The organism is Neisseria animaloris (genome assembly GCF_900637855.1).
In the GTDB taxonomy this organism is placed as follows: domain Bacteria; phylum Pseudomonadota; class Gammaproteobacteria; order Burkholderiales; family Neisseriaceae; genus Neisseria; species Neisseria animaloris.
In genome coordinates this window covers 586,651-604,683 of sequence record NZ_LR134440.1, presented here as the reverse complement: position 1 = coordinate 604,683, position 18,033 = coordinate 586,651, and the positions used below count along the sequence as shown (strand labels likewise).

At 47.5% G+C, this 18,033-nt stretch carries 18 protein-coding genes; 13 read left to right on the top strand and 5 right to left on the bottom strand.

All coding sequences use genetic code 11. The annotated features are described in order from the left end of the window. Positions 1–131: 131 nt before the first annotated feature. The 6 genes from EL216_RS02915 to EL216_RS02890 all read left to right on the top strand — a co-directional run bounded on the left by EL216_RS02915 (position 132) and on the right by EL216_RS02890 (position 4,524). A complete protein-coding gene (locus tag EL216_RS02915; protein ID WP_085390485.1) occupies positions 132–821 on the top strand; it encodes a GspH/FimT family pseudopilin in 690 nt (229 codons plus the stop codon). Between the two features lie 29 nt (positions 822–850). Then, the gene (pilV, locus tag EL216_RS02910) at positions 851–1,576 is read left to right on the top strand and encodes a type IV pilus modification protein PilV (RefSeq protein ID WP_197720441.1); all 726 of its coding nucleotides are present in this window, start codon (positions 851–853) and stop codon (positions 1,574–1,576) included. Between the two features lie 2 nt (positions 1,577–1,578). Further along, a complete protein-coding gene (locus EL216_RS02905; RefSeq protein ID WP_085390487.1) occupies positions 1,579–2,568 on the top strand; it encodes a PilW family protein in 990 nt (329 codons plus the stop codon). Then, positions 2,547–3,107 carry a pilus assembly PilX family protein gene (locus tag EL216_RS02900; protein WP_085390489.1) on the top strand — a complete coding sequence of 187 codons (561 nt, stop codon included), beginning with the start codon at positions 2,547–2,549 and terminating at the stop codon, positions 3,105–3,107. The genes EL216_RS02905 and EL216_RS02900 overlap by 22 nt, the downstream gene beginning before the upstream one ends. A gap of 12 nt (positions 3,108–3,119) precedes the next feature. After that, a complete protein-coding gene (locus tag EL216_RS02895; RefSeq protein ID WP_085390491.1) occupies positions 3,120–3,590 on the top strand; it encodes a PilX family type IV pilin in 471 nt (156 codons plus the stop codon). A gap of 250 nt (positions 3,591–3,840) precedes the next feature. Next, on the top strand, positions 3,841–4,524 hold the full coding sequence (locus EL216_RS02890) for an SIR2 family NAD-dependent protein deacylase (protein ID WP_085390493.1): 684 nt from the start codon (positions 3,841–3,843) through the stop codon (positions 4,522–4,524). Between the two features lie 25 nt (positions 4,525–4,549). Here EL216_RS02890 and ygiD read toward each other — a convergent pair whose 3' ends face one another. From ygiD to clpB, 3 genes are all read right to left on the bottom strand, one after another. Beyond that, entirely contained in the window at positions 4,550–5,347 is a 798-nt protein-coding gene (gene ygiD / locus EL216_RS02885; protein WP_085390495.1) for a 4,5-DOPA-extradiol-dioxygenase, read from the bottom strand. Between the two features lie 253 nt (positions 5,348–5,600). Next, the gene (locus tag EL216_RS02880; protein WP_085390497.1) at positions 5,601–6,011 is read right to left on the bottom strand and encodes a DoxX family protein; all 411 of its coding nucleotides are present in this window, start codon (positions 6,009–6,011) and stop codon (positions 5,601–5,603) included. Positions 6,012–6,367: 356 nt separating this feature from the next. After that, positions 6,368–8,941: an ATP-dependent chaperone ClpB gene (gene clpB, locus EL216_RS02875; protein WP_085390499.1), complete on the bottom strand. Its 2,574-nt coding sequence runs from the start codon at positions 8,939–8,941 to the stop codon at positions 6,368–6,370. Positions 8,942–9,239: 298 nt separating this feature from the next. Here clpB and trpS point away from each other — a divergent pair, with 298 nt between their 5' ends. Then, positions 9,240–10,250, top strand: a complete 1,011-nt coding sequence (gene trpS / locus EL216_RS02870; protein ID WP_085390544.1) for a tryptophan--tRNA ligase — start codon at positions 9,240–9,242, stop codon at positions 10,248–10,250. A gap of 124 nt (positions 10,251–10,374) precedes the next feature. On the opposite strand, the gene EL216_RS02865 is transcribed toward trpS, so the two are convergent. After that, complete coding sequence (locus EL216_RS02865; RefSeq protein WP_085390501.1) at positions 10,375–10,641, bottom strand: YihD family protein; 267 nt, start codon at positions 10,639–10,641, stop codon at positions 10,375–10,377. Positions 10,642–10,831: 190 nt separating this feature from the next. On the opposite strand from EL216_RS02865, the gene ung reads away from it, so the two are divergent. The 5 genes from ung (at position 10,832) to EL216_RS02840 (ending at position 13,874) form a co-directional block, all read left to right on the top strand. Further along, positions 10,832–11,491 (top strand): uracil-DNA glycosylase, encoded by a 660-nt coding sequence (ung, locus tag EL216_RS02860; protein ID WP_085390503.1) that lies wholly within the window; start codon positions 10,832–10,834, stop codon positions 11,489–11,491. Positions 11,492–11,571: 80 nt separating this feature from the next. Then, positions 11,572–12,531 carry a glutathione synthase gene (gene gshB / locus EL216_RS02855; protein WP_085390505.1) on the top strand — a complete coding sequence of 320 codons (960 nt, stop codon included), beginning with the start codon at positions 11,572–11,574 and terminating at the stop codon, positions 12,529–12,531. Next, on the top strand, positions 12,500–12,922 hold the full coding sequence (locus tag EL216_RS02850) for a diacylglycerol kinase (RefSeq protein WP_085390507.1): 423 nt from the start codon (positions 12,500–12,502) through the stop codon (positions 12,920–12,922). Before gshB ends, EL216_RS02850 begins: the two co-directional genes overlap by 32 nt. Positions 12,923–12,928: 6 nt before the next feature. Beyond that, positions 12,929–13,333 (top strand): diacylglycerol kinase, encoded by a 405-nt coding sequence (locus EL216_RS02845; RefSeq protein WP_085390509.1) that lies wholly within the window; start codon positions 12,929–12,931, stop codon positions 13,331–13,333. 88 nt (positions 13,334–13,421) lie between these two features. Beyond that, entirely contained in the window at positions 13,422–13,874 is a 453-nt protein-coding gene (locus EL216_RS02840) for a copper chaperone PCu(A)C (protein WP_085390511.1), read from the top strand. 99 nt (positions 13,875–13,973) lie between these two features. Here the strand turns inward: EL216_RS02840 and EL216_RS02835 are convergent, their stop codons facing one another. Next, positions 13,974–15,113 carry a polyamine ABC transporter substrate-binding protein gene (locus tag EL216_RS02835; protein WP_085390512.1) on the bottom strand — a complete coding sequence of 380 codons (1,140 nt, stop codon included), beginning with the start codon at positions 15,111–15,113 and terminating at the stop codon, positions 13,974–13,976. Between the two features lie 251 nt (positions 15,114–15,364). On the opposite strand from EL216_RS02835, the gene alaS reads away from it, so the two are divergent. Then, a complete protein-coding gene (gene alaS / locus EL216_RS02830; RefSeq protein WP_085390514.1) occupies positions 15,365–17,989 on the top strand; it encodes an alanine--tRNA ligase in 2,625 nt (874 codons plus the stop codon). Positions 17,990–18,033: the final 44 nt, after the last annotated feature.

The window sequence follows — 18,033 nt, the reverse complement described above, 5'->3', positions numbered from 1 at the left end:
TTCATATTTTATTAGGCTTATGATGTCTTTGTCGTTTACAATAAGAGGCATAATTTAAATAAAGTTTGCATTATGAGTTGCAACTAATCTTACACATTACTTAAATATAAATAACGTCATCAGGTTTGCTCATGCGCCCTAAACAACAAGGCTTCACTTTAATCGAGCTCTTAATTGTAATTTCCATTGTTGCAATTATGGCTGCTATCGCACTTCCCAATATGAACCATTGGATCGCCTCCCGCCGTGTGGCTTCGCAGGCAGAACAAATGGTCAATCTTTTACGCTTTGCCCGAAGCGAAGCAATTCGTTTGAACCTCCCTGTTTACGTTTGTCCTGTACAGATTAGAAAAGATGGAAATCCTAATGCATATTGTAATGAACAATATGCAGGCCAAGGGTTGGCTGCCTTCGCAGATAGAAATGGAAATGGAAAATACGAGCGCAAAGTAGATACGGATTTGCGTGCTATTATTTTTAACTCAAATAATGAAGCCAAGCGAGTAATTCATACTTTTGAAACTTGTGATTTCAATAATGTTTGCACTAAAGGTAATTTGGGATGGGGTTTCTTCTCTAACGGTACATTTGGCTATTCAACGTTAACGAAGGGTAACGGAGGTGGTATCGATATTAAAGCTCTTAAAAGATCTGCTGGTTATGTCAAAATTTCTATGACAGATGCTTCTGTAACGAATGAAAATGCTAAAAAAGAGCGATCAAGAGTGGTATTAATTAATAGTGGTGGTAGAGCAAGTGTGTGCTTGAATTCAGACGATAGCAAAAAATGTGAATACAAAGCCCCTTCAAGCAAAACTTAAAGTAACAATAGAGAATATTATTAATTGCTATGAAAAAATCATTTCAAAAATATTTAAATTCCCGTAATCCCCACTTTAAGCGTGAACAAAGCGGTATGACGCTTCTAGAAGTTTTAATTTCGATGTTTGTACTTGCCATAGGTGTATTAGCTTTATTGGCGACGCAACTACGTACGGTATCCAGTGTACGTGAAGCAGAAGGGCAAACAGTAGTTGCACAGGCTGTACAGAATTTAATTGAAGGGATGATGATTAATCCGACATTATCTAAGGAAATTAATACAACACCCGAGGGTGAAAGGAAGGATACAGGAAGAGTAAGAAAAAGATATGATGATAATAGTAGAAATTTAGGTCGCAATAAGGAATTAAGCTATCGAGTTTCAAACCCTAGAAAAGCTAGGACATGTGAAGCTAGTAGATGGTGTAAATCGGGAGACAGTTTAACTTCTTTGGATAAGCGGGCTTTATTAGAGGATCAACTTGGTAGATTTGAAGACGCATTGGTTAAGGCACTTCCTGATGCCACAATTTATTATTCGGTGTGTAATGATTCGTCGGGCAGAGATATGACCATCACCAATGGGAGAGTTGTACATAATTGTCAAGGTAGCGATGGAGACCCACTTGTTATTAAAGTAGTTTGGCAAATGGATATTGAAAGTGGTGGGAAAGATACAGAAAATCGTAAAAGCCCATTAAATCAAAATGGTACAAGTATTGTTTATTCTTATCAAGCTCGGGTGGGAGAATAAATATGAATTTGAAAAAAAATAATATATACCCACACATTACAAGCAATCAAAAGCAACAAGGTTTTAGCTTGATAGAATTTTTAATAGCAAGTGTGTTGAGTATGATTGTATTGATTGCAGTTGGTTCTGGATATTTTATTGCCAGGCAGTTAAATCATACGGCAGGGTCAAGGCTGGATGTGCAGCAGGATTTAAGAAATGCATCCAATTTAATTGTTCGTGATGCACGGATGGCCGGTAGTTTTGGATGTTTTAATATGGCAACTCATACTAAAGTCAATGCGTTAGATAGAAGCACACTTTCTGGAAATCCTGCTTTTCAGTTAGTGAGTCGAGGAGGGAGAACATCCGATAATTTAATTCCAATTAGGGTAATAGCTCAAAGTGATTTTACTGCAAAGAACTTTATTCCAAGTTCAAATGCACTGGTTTTCCAATATGGAATAGGTTCAGGTTCTATTGCAAATCCGACAGAGGAAATACCGACTAATTCACAAATTGTTTTAAGTAGCTGTAATAGTTTGGTACGTCCCGTTAGTAATGAATTAAACAATGTTATTAGTAATAATCTAGTGCATTTAGGGAATCCCGGTCCTGATAGGAGAGGAGATATCTCTGTAATGCAATACATTGTTAATGCTTATGCAGTAGGAACAGTTGGAGAACAAAAGGGGTTATTTCGTTTCCAATTGGCTAATGATGGCAATTGGGGAGAACCTCAGCTATTGATATCTGGTGTTAATAATATGGCTATTCAATATGTGTATGTTAATAACTGCCCTAAAGATCAGTCTCTAACAGAAACTTTTGAATTTACTGATACATTAAAAACTGGTGCAGATGCCGTAGCACCAACATTGATACGTTTCACATTGAATAATAATTCAATTAACGCAGAGAGAAAAGTTGGAGCTGAAGCTAATAACGTTAATGTTTATACTATTGAAGCTGCTGTTCGCGGAGGAAATACATGCGCAAATCGTACATTTTAAGACATAATTTGAAAGCCGCACAGCAAGGATTTTCACTGTTTATTGTATTAATAGTAATGCTTGTTATTGCATTTTTGGTTGTGTCGGCTACCCAATCTTATAACACTGAGCAACGTATCAGTACTAATGATGCAGATAGAAAATTTGCTTTATCTTTGGCTGAGGCGGCCTTACAAGTAGGGGAAGCAGAGATTTTAAATTTCAAAGATTCTCAGGTTGTTTTTTCAGCCGATTGTAGTAATGGCTTATGTGCTGCTGCAGGTTCTGAAGTATCTACAACTCCACGGAGGGTTGTGCAGGCAGGTGGTGATACTCCGGCATGGAAAAGAAAAAAGGAATGCGGAGGCTCTTTGTGTATTGATACGAATGGTAAGATTTATAATGTAGGTTCTTCAAGAGGTAGACGTAACGCCAGATATATCGTGGAATATGTTGGTACGCAGCCGGATGGCTCCCCTATTTACCGAGTTACTTCAAAGGCATGGGGCAAAAATAATAATACGGTTGTTATGTTGCAATCTTATGTATCTGTCGAGTAAAGGTAGAACTAAATGGATTTAAAAAAAATAAAATATTGTAGAGGATTTACTTTAATAGAAATGCTGATAGTGGTAGCTATTATTGGTATTCTTACAGCTATTGCTTTACCTTCCTATTCTCATTATGTTGAAAGAGGCCATTTAGCAGAAGCTCATGCGGAATTGATTGATATTAATACTGCACTAAAAACAGCAAGAATAAGAGAGCCTTCTAAATGGAATACTGAGGCAGAAGTAACTAAATTTGTAAATGGCTATGCTCAAAAGCCTGAGGTAAAAAAAAGATACGAAATTTCAGTAAAAATACCAGATCCAAAGAGTAAACGTTATAATCTGCGCGTGGTACCTAAAGCAGGTACGAATTATACATTATCCATATGGATGGATAGTTTGGGTAATGCTTATCGCTGTGAAGATGCAGTTTCTGCTACAAGGTATGATACTAGTGGAAAATGCGAACAAATCGGTGGTAAAAAGCAGTAAGCAGTAATAAAAAATAGAGGCTAATTTACATTAGCCTCTTATTTATTAATATAAAGCATATTTATTTCCTATTCTTTCTACAAAATGACCAAGTGATATAAATCATTGTTTTGATTACTAACACTGTATATTTTTTAAAGCAAAATGCTTTTTTGCGGCTTTGCAGGCTTCATTTTCAATCTGCTGCGTAAACAATGCAGCTATCACTAATACGTTATAATCGTTTGAATACAACAATCGGGATGAAATCATGAAAAAATGCGTGATTCTTACCGGGGCAGGTATTAGTGCTGACAGTGGCTTGAAAACTTTCCGTGATGCTGGTGGTTTATGGGAAGGGTATAGAGTAACTGATGTTTGCACACCTGAAGCTTTTGAGCGCAATCCGCAGTTGGTATTGGATTTTTATAACGAACGTCGCCGGCAAGCCAATGCGGCAGAACCGAATGCTGCTCATAAAGCATTGGTAAAGTTAGAACAGTGTTACTATGTAGAGATTATTACTCAAAATGTCGATAATCTGCATGAACGCTCAGGCAGCCAAAATGTGTTGCATCTGCATGGAGAATTAAACAAGGTTCGCAGCAGTGTGAATGACAATGATGTGCTTGAATGGAGTGGCGATCAGTCTTTAAACGACACTGATTGCAACGGCTATCCGATGCGCCCGTATATTGTGTGGTTTGGTGAAGAAGTACCATTGTTCCCTCTGGCGGTTGAAATCATGAGGGATGCCGACATCGTGGTGGTAATCGGTACTTCGTTGAAAGTGTATCCAGCGGCTTCGTTGCTTCATTTTGCACCGCCGACGGCTGAGTGCTATTTGGTTGATCCGAATCCGCAGCAAGTAGAAGTAGGTATAGAAGTGATTGCCAAAAAAGCTGAAGACGGAGTGCCGGCCTTGGTGGATTATCTGATTGGAAAAGCTGTTTGAAAAAATAATATTATAATTTAATGAATTAGGTAAAATTTTGCCCTAGCAACACCGAAGTCATGCTTAACGATCCGCCGACAATTTCATCATTAAACAGTCTAGCTTCATCATCGCCATCGCGCAACGCCATAATGTAGAGCAGGGGTAGATAATGTTCGGGCGTAGGCATGGACAAAGCAGCAGGCTCACCCAAGCGCAGATAATGAACCAATGTTTCGTTATCTCTATTCAAAATAGCCTGGTTGATGCCGTTGCGAAAAATTTCCGCCCATTCGTAAGCTGCACCCGCTTGGCGGATATGGGCAAAGCTGATGACACGTAGGTTGTGAACGATATTGCCGCTACCGACAATCAATACACCTTGTTTGCGCAATGGTTTGAGCTTTTGAGCCAGCGCGAAATGCCATTCAGAGGGCTGATTTCGGCTTATACTCAGTTGCACGACAGGAATATCGGCTTCGGGATAAAGATGCTTGAGTACACTCCATGTGCCGTGATCGAAGCCCCGCTGCCTATCTACAGATACCGTTTCGGGCGCAAGCAAACGCTGCACTTCGACGGCCAGTTCGAGGCTGCCGGGAGCAGGGTACTGTACTTGGCTTAGCTCTTCGGGGAAACCGTAAAAATCATAAATCATGTCAGGAGTTGCGTTGCCGGATACTTGCAGATCATCACTGTACCAGTGGGCGGAAATCATCAAGATGGCTTGGGGTTTAGGAAACTTTTCCGCTGTCTGTTTAAAGCCGAAGTTAAACGGATTATTGGTCTCGATCGCATTCATCGGGCTGCCGTGGCCGAGAAATAAAGCAGGGGTTTTGTTCATATTGCTACCTGAAATATCGCGGTTTTTGTTTAAAACAGATAATATAGGTTTGGTAAAACTATGACAAATAAATTGAATAAAGTAGCATATCCATCATGTTCGAACCAAGCTCAAACATGACGGAACAGATAATGATAAAAAAACAGGTTGTTAAAAAAGCTGCCTTGCTTATACGATAAGTAAGAGGTCACCATAAATTAAGCAATATGGATTCTCTTAAATAAAGGAAAGAGCAAGACAGCTTCGAACGGCATTATGCTTTTTTACCTAATTTGTTATCCAAAGCCCAACTGCCACCGCCAGCTGCTGCGATATACAGGAAAATAAAGCAGAACAATGCTGCCGGTTCGCCCCCATTCATCAGCGGCAATAAAGGGGCTTGAGCCGCGTGGGCCATGAAATAAGCAACGGCCATCATACCTGACAATATAAATGCTACTGGACGGGTAAATAAACCTAGTAGAAGTAACGTGCCGCCCACTACTTCGAGAATGCCGGCCAAACCGTAAATCGACATTAGCTGCAAGCCGTCAAACATCTCAATATGCGGTAATGCAAAGAGTTTTGCTGTGCCATGCAACATAAACATATAGGCTGAAGTGATGCGAAGAATAGATAATAAAACAGGTTGGAAACGCCTCAAATTGTGATTGGTATTAGTCATAATGATTATTTATTTCATGAGAGTGGAAAGATGGGGCAGTATATATTTTTCTTTCTGATAGATATATACTATTTTTGTTTAATAATTATTTTTTAATAGGAAATAATGAACATTCTGTTCAGCTTCAAAGTTTTCTGCTAAATAGTTGAAAACGGTAGCTTTATTTGAGCTGGCGACAGAGTAGTGCGCCTGCTGCCCGATTACCATTTCTTGACTGCAAAACTTTATGCAGCTTATGTGGGTCGCGCTTTTTTGAGTGAGAAGGTTAAGGAGGGATTGCTAAAGGCCGTCTGAAATTTCAGACGGCCTCCATTTATACTGATTGATTGCTACCTGATTGCTACGGTTGAAGCCAATCAATCAAACGCCAGCTTATCCCCGTCCGCTTTCACATGAATCACGCTTTCAGGCTGATATTTGCCTTCCAGCAGCGCAACGGCCAGCGGGTTTTCGATTTCGGCTTGGATGGCGCGTTTGAGCGGGCGTGCGCCGTAAACGGGGTCGAAGCCTGCTTTGGCGATGATGTCCAGCGCGGCATCGTCGACTTTGAGATGCAGGTTTTGCGCGGCAAGGCGTTTTTCCAAGCCTTTGAGCTGGATTTTGGCGATGCTGCGGATATTGGCCTGATCCAAGCCGTGGAACACGACCACTTCGTCAATACGGTTGATCATTTCGGGGCGGAAGTGTTCTTTCACGTCTTCCATCACCACTTCTTTCACCGCATCGTAGTCGGCTACGCCCATTTGCTGGATGTGTTGGCTGCCGATGTTGGAAGTCATCACGATCACGGTGTTTTTAAAGTCTACCGTGCGGCCTTGCCCGTCGGTTAAGCGGCCGTCGTCCAGCACTTGCAGCAGGATGTTGAACACGTCGGGGTGAGCTTTTTCCACTTCGTCGAGCAGGATCACGCTATAAGGCTTGCGGCGGACTTGTTCGGTTAGGTAGCCGCCTTCTTCGTAGCCGACGTAGCCGGGAGGCGCGCCGATTAAGCGGGCAACGGCGTGTTTTTCCATGTATTCCGACATATCGATGCGGATTAAATGGTCTTCGCTGTCAAACAGGAAGCTCGCCAATGCTTTGCACAATTCGGTTTTGCCGACGCCGGTCGGGCCTAAGAAGAGGAAGCTGCCGTAAGGTTTGTTGGGGTCGGCCAAGCCTGAACGCGAGCGGCGGATGGCATCGGATACGGCGCGCACGGCTTCGTTTTGGCCGACAACGCGGTTATGCAGCACGTCTTCCATTTTCAGCAGTTTTTCGCGTTCGCCTTCCATCATTTTGCTCACGGGAATGCCGGTCATGCGCGATACGATTTCGGCCACTTCGTCCGCGCCCACTTTGGTGCGGAAAAGTTTGTTGGCCTGTTTTTCTTCGGGATTGCTTTCCAGCGATTCCAGTTGGCGCGCAAGTTTGGGCAGTTCTCCGTATTCGAGTTCAGAGGCACGGGCAAAATCGCCTTGGCGTTTGGCCTGCTCGATTTTGACTTTGATGTCGTCGATTTGTTTTTTCACGTCGGCGGTGCCGGCGGAAGCGGCTTTTTCGGCTTTCCAGATTTCGTCTAAATCGGCGTATTCTTTTTGCAGGCCGGCGATTTCTTCGTCGATCAGTTCCAAGCGTTTTTTGCTGGCATCGTCGCTTTCTTTCTCAACGTGCATTTTTTCCATTTTGAGTTGGATGATGCGGCGGTCGAGTTTGTCCATCTGCTCAGGTTTGGAATCCAATTCCATTTTGATGCGGCTGGCGGCTTCGTCGATCAAATCAATGGCCTTATCGGGCAGAAAGCGGTCGGTAATGTAGCGGTTGCTCAATTCCGCGGCAGCGACAATGGCCGGGTCGGTGATGTCGATGCCGTGGTGGATTTCGTAACGCTCCTGCAAGCCGCGCAGAATGGCGATGGTGTCTTCCACGCTCGGTTCGCCCACCAATACTTTTTGGAAGCGGCGTTCCAGCGCGGCATCTTTTTCGATGTATTGGCGGTATTCGTCCAAAGTGGTGGCACCGATACAGTGCAGTTCGCCGCGGGCAAGGGCGGGTTTGAGCATATTACCCGCGTCCATCGCGCCGTCGGTTTTACCCGCGCCAACCAAAGTATGGATTTCATCAATGAAAATCAGTGTGTTGCCGTCGTCTTTAGCCAAATCGTTTAAGACGGCCTTCAGGCGTTCTTCAAACTCGCCGCGGTATTTGGCACCGGCAATCAAGGCGGCCAAATCAAGCACCAGCAGGCGTTTGTTGCGCAGGGAATCGGGCACTTCGCCATCGACGATGCGTTGAGCCAAGCCTTCCACAATGGCGGTTTTACCCACGCCGGGTTCGCCGATTAACACGGGGTTGTTTTTGGTGCGGCGTTGCAAAACTTGAATGGCGCGGCGGATTTCGTCGTCGCGGCCAATCACAGGGTCGAGTTTGCCTTCGCGGGCGCGCTGGGTTAAATCGAGTGTGTATTTTTTCAGGGCTTCACGTTGGTCTTCGGCATTGGGGTTATCCACAGCGGCTCCTCCGCGTACCGCATCAATGGCGGCGTTGATGTTTTGTTCGGTGGCTCCGGCGTTTTTCAGAATTTTGCCGGTGCTGTCGTTTTGCTGTACCAGTGCCAGCGGGAACAGTTCGCTGGCGATATAGGCATCGCCGCGTTTCATGGCGGCTTTGTCCATCAGGTTTAAGACGGCCTGTAATTCGCGGCTGGGCAGGATTTCGCCGCCTGTGCCGGATACTTTGGGCAAGTTGTTTAAGGTTTGGGTAAGTTGTTGTTTTACTTGGGGTACGTTTACACCGGCGTGTGAAAGCAGGGCTGCGGTGCCGCCTTCGGCATCGTCGAGCAGAGCTTTCAATACATGGCCTGCTTCGAGATAACTGTTGTCGGCAGCCAAAGCCAAGCTCTGGGCATCGGCCAGCGCTTGTTGGAATTTTGCGGTTAGTTTGTCGAATCTCATCTGTTTTCTTTCTTTAAAGTTTGTGTATTGTTCGGATGAAAGCTATATGGGTTCGCCTGTGGGTAAGTCAATATCTTTTCTATCCAACAGATTAAAATATTTTATAAATTCATGAATATTAATAAAATATGCTTGTGGATAAGTTTGATATACCTCTACGAAAAACGCGGCGGATTGTGTGTAAAGGCCGTCTGAAAACCGTGTTTGATGTATAATCCGCCACTTGATTTTTATGATTGCCGTTTCAGACGGCCTCTGTTTGAACAGGCCGTCTGAAATCTTATTTAAAGAGAACAAAATGAATAAAAAACGTGTTTTAACCGGCGTAACCACCACCGGCATTCCGCACTTGGGCAACTACGTCGGCGCTATCCGCCCTGCGATTGCGGCCTCGCATGCGCCGGATACCGAATCTTTCCTGTTTCTCGCCGATTACCACGGCATCATCAAATGCCATGATCCCGAGATGATTCACGAATCCACCCAAGCCGTTGCCGCTACTTGGCTGGCTTGCGGTTTAGACCCCGAAAAAACCACGTTTTACCGCCAGAGCGACATTCCCGAAATCATGGAGTTGAACTGGATTCTGACCTGCATTACCGCCAAAGGTCTGATGAACCGCGCCCATGCCTACAAAGCGGCGGTGCAGGAAAATCTCGATAAAGGGCAGGAAGACCAAGACCACCAAATCGAAATGGGTTTGTACAGCTACCCGATTCTGATGACCGCCGATATTTTGATGTTTAACGCGCAAGAAGTGCCGGTGGGCCGCGACCAAATCCAACACGTTGAAATGGCGCGCGATATTGCCGGCCGTTTCAACCACCGCTTTAAAGAAGTGTTTACGCTGCCCGAAGTGAAAATCGACGAAAACGTAGAGTTGCTGGTAGGCTTGGACGGCCGTAAGATGAGCAAGAGCTACGGCAACACCATTCCGCTGTGGGAAAACGATAAGAAAACCCAAAAATCGGTGAATAAAATCATCACCAACTTAAAAGAGCCGGGCGAGCCGAAACAGCCAGACGAAAGCCCGTTGTTTGAGATTTACAAAGCCTTTGCCACACCTGCCGAAACCGCCGAATTCACGCAAATGCTGGCCGAAGGCTTGGCATGGGGCGAAGCCAAAAAAATGCTTGCCGCGAAAATCAACGCCGAATTGGCCGAACCGCGCGAACGCTACAACGCCTTAACCGCCAACCCCGCGCAGATCGAAGATATTTTGCAGGCAGGCGCACAAAAAGCCCGGAAACAGGCGCGCGTATTGCTTGATCAAGTGCGCGATGCCGTGGGCATCCGGGCTTTGAAGTAGAATAAGAAAGTTGGGAGGCCGTCTGAAAAAAGTTCAGACGGCCTTTATACCTTTATAATGGAATCGGGTATGATGCCGCTGTCGTTACTTCGGCGATTTTTTGCAGCAGGAGCAGAAAAGAGATTTATTTGACGATGCCACGTGCTTTCAGCAATGCGCTTTTGAAGTCCTCTTCATAATCTTTTTGCAAACCGGGAATAGGAGCCAGCTTATCTTTGCCGGCCATTTTCAGATGGTAGATGATGATTTCGTCGGAAAGCTCGGTAAGCGGTTTGTCAAAACCCGCTTCATCGGCAATTTTTTGCAGAATTTGCATTAAATGCATTTCTGGGTCTTGTTTCCAATACGGTTCGAGCAGTTCCAACAGTTCACGCAGGCGGTGTGAGCGCATAATGTTTCCTTTTCTTTGATATGCCGATAAAAGTGTTTGAATGCATGGTTGGCAGTTTAAAGAATTTGCTGATGAATTTCAAAGACAGCCGGCTACATTTCCAGACAGCCTCATTTTATATAGGGAGGCCGTCTGAAAAAAATATTTTGCTATAATCTGCCGTATCAGCGTTATTTGGTTTGGAAATATCATGAATACGTGGCATGAGGCCATCGGCGCAGAAAAACAGCAGCCGTATTTTCAACATATCATTCAAAGCGTGAAGCAGGAGCGTGCATCCGGCCGGATTATTTACCCGCCTGCTTCCGATGTGTTCAATGCGTTTAAAGCAACTGAGTTTGATCAAGTTAAAGTGGTGATTTTGGGGCAAGACCCTTACCACGGCGCGGGGCAGGCGCACGGGTTGGCATTTTCGGTACGGCCGGATATTGCCGTTCCGCCGTCGTTGGTAAACATCTATAAAGAATTGGCGAACGATATTGCCGGTTTCCAAATTCCGCGCCACGGTTTTCTGCAACATTGGGCGGAGCAGGGCGTGCTGCTGCTGAACACAGTGCTGACCGTGCGGGCGGGGCAGGCGCATTCGCATGCTTCTTTGGGTTGGGAACAGTTTACCGACCGCGTGATCGCGCAGTTGAACGAACACCGCGAGCATATCGTGTTTCTTTTGTGGGGCAGCCACGCGCAGAAAAAAGGTGCGTTTATCGACCGCAACCGCCATTTGGTGCTGACTTCGCCGCATCCTTCGCCTTTGTCGGCACACCGCGGCTTTTTCGGCTGCCGCCATTTCTCGCAAGCCAACCGTTATTTACAAGAGCACGGTGAAATGCCGATAGATTGGCAGATATAGCACAACAGATGAGGCCGTCTGAACGTTTCAGACGGCCTCGATGCGGCATGATGAAGCCGTTGATATGATAAGGAAAGTTCATGAACATTTTGTTTATCGCCGACCCGATGGCGACTTTTAAAACCTATAAAGACACCACTTATGCAATGATGCGCGAAATGGCTATGCGTGGTTGGCGTTTATCGCATACCTTGAGCAGCGAGTTGGCGGTTAAAAACGGCGTGGTAACGGCTCAGGCTGCGGCGTTTGAGTTCGGCGGCGCGAAAGACGATTATGATAAACAGTGGTTTAAAGCCGCCGATAAAATTCAGACGGCCTTAAAAGACTTTGATGCCGTGATTATGCGCACCGACCCGCCGTTCGACATGCAATACCTTTACGCCACCCAGTTGCTCACATTGGCAGAACAGCAAGGTGCGAAGGTGTTTAACAGCGGGCAGGCCATGCGCGATTTCAACGAGAAGCTGGCGATTCTGAATTTCAGCCGCTTTACCGCACCTACTTTGGTATCGACCCGTTCCGCCGATGTGCGCGCGTTTCTGAAAGAGCATGGCGACATCATCGTGAAACCGCTCGACGGTATGGGCGGCATGGGCATTTTCCGTTTAACCGAAGCCGACCCCAATATCGGCAGCATTCTCGAAACCCTAATGCAGCTTGATACGCGCACGATTATGGCGCAGCGTTATATCCCCGAAATCGTGCACGGCGACAAACGCGTGCTGGTGATAGGCGGCAAAGTGGTGCCGTTTGGGCTGGCACGGATTCCGCAGCAGGGCGAAACGCGCGGCAATCTGGCTGCCGGCGGGCGCGGTGTGGCGCAGGAACTGTCGGCCCGCGACCGCGAAATCGCCGAAACCCTTGCACCCGAGCTGAAACGCCGGGGTATCCTGCTCGCCGGTTTGGACGTGATCGGCGACTATCTGACCGAAGTCAACGTAACCAGCCCCACCGGTTTTCAGGAAATCATGAAGCAGAAAGGCTTTGATGTAGCTGCCATGTTTGCCGATGCCGTGGCCGAATGGTCTGAGGCCGTCTGAAAACATGGAGCATAAGCTGCAAACTTATGCTGCTTCGATGAAAGGCGGCCGCGGAATCAAACGCATCATCCGTGCCTTGGGCTATTCCGCCGACGGCATGCGTTCGGCTCGCGAAGAGCAGGGATTCCGCCAGCTTTTGTGGATTCATGCCGCTTTTTTCGCCGGGCTGTTTTTTGCAGGCTTTACTTTGGCGGTGAAAATGATATTGGTGCTGGTGTCGGTGATGTCTATCGTAGTCGAACTGATTAACACCGGTTTGGAAGCGGCGGTTGACTATACTTCCGAAGAAATGCACAAGCTGGCGAAAACAGCTAAAGATGTCGGATCTGCCGCGCAATACATCACTTTGGCGGCTTTGGTAGTGTTGTGGATGATGGCGTTAACAGGATAAACCATTATGTCGAACGAAAACTATGCCTGCCAAAAGAAAGGCAAAAAAGGTATCCGCCGCATCATCAACGCAGCCGGATATTCGAAAGACGGCCTGCGTGCGGCCTACCGTTATGAAAGCGCATTCCGCCAGCTGGTATGGCTCAACGGCTTGCTGATTGCGTTGGCGGTTGTGCTCGATTTCGGGCCGGCAACCCGTATGATGCTGATTATCGCGTCGTTTATATCGCTGATTGTCGAGCTGTTCAATACTGCCATCGAAGCGGCGGTCGATCATACGTCAACCGCCCGCCACGAGTTGGCGAAACGTGCCAAAGATGCCGGTTCGGCAGCCCAAATGCTTGCTTTGCTGTTGTTGTCGGTATTGTGGTTTATGGCGGTTTGGCGCGAATACGGGTTGAACCTTTTTTAATGTATATCAACAGCCGTTTTAGTTTTTTGCCGTATACAGTAACCGACGGCAACCGTATTTTTCTATGCACAAAGACAAAGGAGCGAATATGAAAAAATTATTAGGCGTATTAGTGCTTTCCGGCCTGTGCCAAACCGCGCTGGCGGGCGGCATCGACGTGGATGACGCTTGGGCGCGGGCTACCGTAGAAGGCATGACCATGGGCGGTGCGTTTATGGATATTAAAAACGAAACCGGAACCGATGATACTTTAATCGGCGCTTCCAGCCCCGTGTCGGAGCACATCGAAGTGCATACCCACATGAACGACAACGGCGTGATGCGTATGCGTGAAGTGAAAGGCGGGATTCCCCTGCCTAAAGGGCGCGAAGTCGAGCTTAAACCCGGCAGCTACCACATTATGTTCATGGGCTTGAAACGTCCGCTGAAAGAAGGTGAAAAATTTCCGCTGACCCTGAAATTCAAAAAAGCCAAGCCGAAAACCGTAGAAGTGGAAGTAAAAAACACGCCCGGAGCAGGGCATCACCACCATCATCATTAACATGATCACAGGCATAAACATGTCCGTTGATTAAGCCGCAAGTAATCAAGCAGGCCGTCTGAAAAACTTTTCAGACGGCCTGCTTAATGGCCAAGCGGGTTATTTGCCCGCTTTGATTTCCTGCCATTGGCGGATCATATATTTCAAAGTTTCCGGTTCTATCGGCACCATGATAAAGCTGTTTTCCAAATCTTCATCGGTGGGGAAAATCGTATTGTCGTTGCGGTATTGTGTTTCCATTAAATCTTTGGCAGGTACGCTGGAAGGGGCAAAAGTAACGAAATTGCCGTTGCGTGCGGCCACTTCCGGTTTCAGGAAGTCGTCGATATAGCGGTGTGCGTTCAGCACGTTTTTTGCGTCTTTCGGGATGGTAAACGAGTCCACCCAAATGCCCACGCCTTCTTTGGGCATCATCACTCTGATTTTTTCTTTACCGCCCGCTTCTTGGGCGCGGCGTTTGGCAATATTCAGGTTGCCGCCGAAGCCGATGGCGACGCAGGTATCGCCGCGGGCCATGTCGTCGGTAAAGCTGGACGAAGTAAAGCGTTTGATGTTCGGGCGGTTTTGTTTCAATAATTCGGTGGCGGCATCCAAATCTTCGGGATTGCTGCTGTTGGGGTTTTTACCCAAATAGTTCAAAACCATCGGATAAACTTCGGCGGCGCTGTCGAGATAACTGATGCCGCATTTTTTCAGTTTGGCGGTGTATGCGGGGTTGAATACCAAATCCCATTGGTTGTCGGGCAGTTTATCGGTGCCCAAGGCTTTTTTCACGCGTTCGGTATTGATGGCGAAAGTGTTGGTGCCCCAAAAAAACGGCACGGCGTATTCGTTGCCGGGGTCTACGCTTTCCATCAGTTTCATTAATTTGGGATTGAGGTTTTTGTAGTTGCTAATCAGGCTTTTATCGAGTTTTTGGTATGCGCCCGATTGGATTTGGCGGCCTACGAAAGTATTTGAGGGGGCTACGATGTCGTAACCGGATTTTCCGGTTAATACTTTGGCTTCAAGAGTTTCATCACTGTCGTATTCGTCGTAAGTGATTTTAACGTCATTGTTTTTTTCAAAATCGGCTAGAGTGGTAGGGTCTACGTATTCAACCCAGTTATAGATTTTCAATTCACGGGTTTCAGGAAGGGGGCCGGCTTGTGCCGCATTCGGAGGCTGGGTTTCAGCCTTGTTGCCGCAACCGGTAAGCGCCAGTGCGATAAGGCCGCACAAAGACAAATATTTATTCATTATATTTCCTTTGATTTTTGATTTAAAAAGAGAAGCCGGCTTGATTATAGAGTAGGGTCTGGTTTTCCGATAGTTTGAAAGAGGGGGAAAGGATATTATTGATTACGGACAATAACTGCCGTATGCCGTTGATAGTAGGCGGTAAACAAAAACTGCTGTAATATATATAAGATTTTATTTTAACTTTTCAGACGGCCCGATGCAGTTGGAGAGGCCGTCTGAAATATTTTAATTGATATACAGAAAATATTATGAAAACCAACGAACTCCGCCAAAAATTCCTCAAATTCTTTGAAAGCAAAGGCCATCAAATCGTTCACTCGTCTTCACTCGTGCCGCACGACGATCCCACCCTGCTGTTTACCAACGCGGGCATGAACCAATTTAAAGACGTATTCTTAGGCTTCGACAAACGCCCCTACAACCGCGCCACCACCGCACAAAAATGCGTACGCGCAGGCGGCAAACACAACGACTTGGAAAACGTAGGCTACACCGCCCGCCATCACACCTTTTTTGAAATGATGGGCAACTTCTCATTCGGCGACTACTTCAAACGCGACGCCATCCATTTCGCTTGGGAATTTCTCACCGCTCCCGAATGGCTGAACCTGCCCAAAGAAAAACTCTTGGCCACCGTTTACGCCGAAGACGACGAAGCCTACAACATTTGGCTCAACGAAATCGGCATGCCGTCTGAAAAAATCATCCGTATCGGCGACAACAAAGGCGGCCGCTACGCTAGCGACAACTTCTGGCAAATGGGCGATACCGGCCCCTGCGGCCCCTGCTCCGAAATCTTCTACGACCACGGCGACCACATCTGGGGCGGCCCTCCGGGAAGCCCCGAAGAAGACGGCGACCGCTTTATCGAAATCTGGAACTGCGTGTTCATGCAGTTCAACCGCGACGAACAAGGCAATATGAACCCGCTGCCCAAGCCTTCGGTAGATACCGGCATGGGCTTGGAACGCATGGCCGCCGTCATGCAGCATGTGAACAGCAACTACGAAATTGATTTGTTCCAAAACCTGCTCAAAGCCGCTGCGCGCGAAACCGGCACCGAATTCAGCATGGACGTACCCAGCCTGAAAGTGATTGCCGACCACATCCGCGCCTGCTCGTTTTTGATTGCCGACGGCGTGCTGCCGAGCAACGAAGGCCGCGGCTATGTGCTGCGCCGCATCATCCGCCGTGCCGTGCGCCACGGCTACAAGCTCGGCCAAAAAGGCGCATTTTTCCACAAACTCGTGCCCGATTTGGTGGCCGAAATGGGCGCAGCCTATCCCGAATTGAAAGAACGCCAAAGCCAAATCGAAGAAGCCTTGAAAAACGAAGAAACCCGCTTCGCCCAAACCCTCGAAACCGGTATGGCCTTGTTGGAAAACGCCCTTTCAGACGGTCGTAAAGTGCTGGACGGCGAAATCATCTTCAAACTCTACGATACCTACGGTTTCCCCTACGACCTTACCGCCGACATCTGCCGCGAGCGCGGTATCGACATGGACGAAGACGGCTTCAACCGCGAAATGGAAGCCCAGCGCGCCCGCGCCCGCGCCGCACAAAGCTTCAAAGCCGACACCCAAATCACCTACGACGGCCAAGATACCGAGTTCAAAGGCTATACCCAACGCCAAACCGAAGCCAAAGTATTGGCCTTATATAAAGGCAGCGAAGCCGTAACCGAACTGAACGAAGGCGAAAGCGGCATCGTTGTGCTCGACCAAACCCCTTTCTATGCCGAATCAGGCGGACAAGTGGGCGATGTCGGCCATATCGTTTCAGACGGCCTCAACTTCCGCGTGGAAGATACACAAAAAATCAAAGCCGCCGTTAACGGTCACTTCGGCAGCGTCGTAACAGGCCGTCTGAAAGTAGGCGACAGCGTCAGCGCGCAAGTCGATAACGCCATCCGCGATGCCATCACCAAAAACCACAGCGTTACCCACCTGATGCACCAAGCCCTGCGAGACGTGCTCGGCACTCATGTCGAACAAAAAGGCTCGCTGCAAAACGCCGACATCACCCGCTTCGACATTTCCCATCCGCAAGGCATCACCGCCGAAGAAATCGCCGAAGTCGAACGCCGCGTCAACCACGCCATCATGCAAAACGTGCCCGTAGAAGTCAAAACCATGAGCATGGAAGAAGCCCAAAAAACCGGAGCCATGATGCTGTTCGGCGAAAAATACGGCGATTTCGTGCGCGTTGTGATTATGGACGAATACTCCACCGAACTGTGCGGCGGCACCCACGTTACCCGCACCGGCGAAATCGGCTTCTTTAAAATCATTTCCGAAGGCGGTATCGCAGCAGGCATCCGCCGCGTCGAAGCCATCACCGGCCAAAACGCCCTGCAATGGGCGCAAAACCAAGAGCGTTTGATCAACAACATCATCGCCGAAGTCAAAGCCCAAACCGAGCGCGACGTATTGGCCAAAATCCAAGCCAACGCCGCCCAAACCAAAGCGCTGGAAAAAGATTTGGCCAAAGCCAAAGCCGAGCTTGCCGTACACGCCGGTGCAAAACTCTTGGATAACGCCAAAGACGTAGGCGAAGCCAAACTCGTGGTGGCCCAAATCGAAGCCGACGCAGCCGCCTTGCGCGAAATCGTTACCGATCTTACCGGCAAATCCGACCAAGCCGTCGTGCTGCTCGCCGCCGTAAACGACGGCAAAGTCTCCCTATGTGCAGGCGTTTCCAAACCGTTGACAGCCAAAGTGAAAGCAGGCGATTTAGTGAAATTTGTTGCCAAACAAGTAGGCGGCAAAGGCGGCGGACGGCCGGACTTGGCACAGGCTGGTGGTACGGATGCCGCTAAACTGCCCGATGCTTTAAATAGCGTGGATGATTGGGTTGGCGGCAAGCTGGCTTGATTTGCATTTGATTGGAAAAGGCCGTCTGAAAAATTCCAGACGGC